Origin of the sequence: Micromonospora inaquosa (genome assembly GCF_003857055.1) — a bacterium.
In the GTDB taxonomy this organism is placed as follows: domain Bacteria; phylum Actinomycetota; class Actinomycetes; order Mycobacteriales; family Micromonosporaceae; genus Micromonospora; species Micromonospora inaquosa.
In genome coordinates this window covers 1-642 of record NZ_QGSZ01000003.1, presented here as the reverse complement: position 1 = coordinate 642, position 642 = coordinate 1, and the positions used below count along the sequence as shown (strand labels likewise).

The window sequence follows — 642 nt, the reverse complement described above, 5'->3', positions numbered from 1 at the left end:
GGCCAGCACCGCGCCCGCGCCGGGCGGCTCGACGCCCACGTCGGCTGCCGCCGCGGCGCCACCCGGCACCCCGCCAAGCGCGGTGACCCTGCGCGACAACCGGGACAGCATCGCGCTGAACTGGACCTACCCGGCCGGCAGCGAGGGCCCGGTGGTCATCGCGGGTGGTCGTACCGGCGAGGCCCACAACATCTTCGCGACGCTGCCGGCCGGCACCACCAGCTTCGTCATCTACGCGCTCAACCGCACCAACGACTTCTGCTTCACCGTCGCAGTCGCCTGGTCCACCGACACCGTGGCCCGATCCAAGCAGGTCTGCACCCGCCGCCGCTGACCCGCCAGCCACACCCACCAGGCCGCGCAACCCCGCCGCCCTCACTCAGGGTGAGCTCACCCGTTGGCGAACTCGCCGTGACCCATCGTGACACAATATCACCCCAGGCACGCCCAACCAAACCGCCCACCCCGCCTTTGCTCTGCTTACCTCCATGCGCCACGTCGGATGACCAGCTGAAACGTTGCGACCACTGCCCTGACAAACACCAGCAAGCATCACGTTACGTAGCTGTCGCACCCGCGGGTGCAGAGCAAAGGCTCATGGGCGGGCGGGTTGGGGTGGGTCGGCGTCACTGGCCGTCACCC

The 642-nt window shown here is 69.6% G+C and carries 1 pseudogene; it reads left to right on the top strand.

Going from position 1 to position 642, the window contains the following annotated elements:
• Positions 1-334, top strand: a pseudogene (locus DLJ59_RS36140) (tetratricopeptide repeat protein); the annotation flags it as partial.
• Between the last annotated feature and the right edge of the window lie 308 nt (positions 335-642).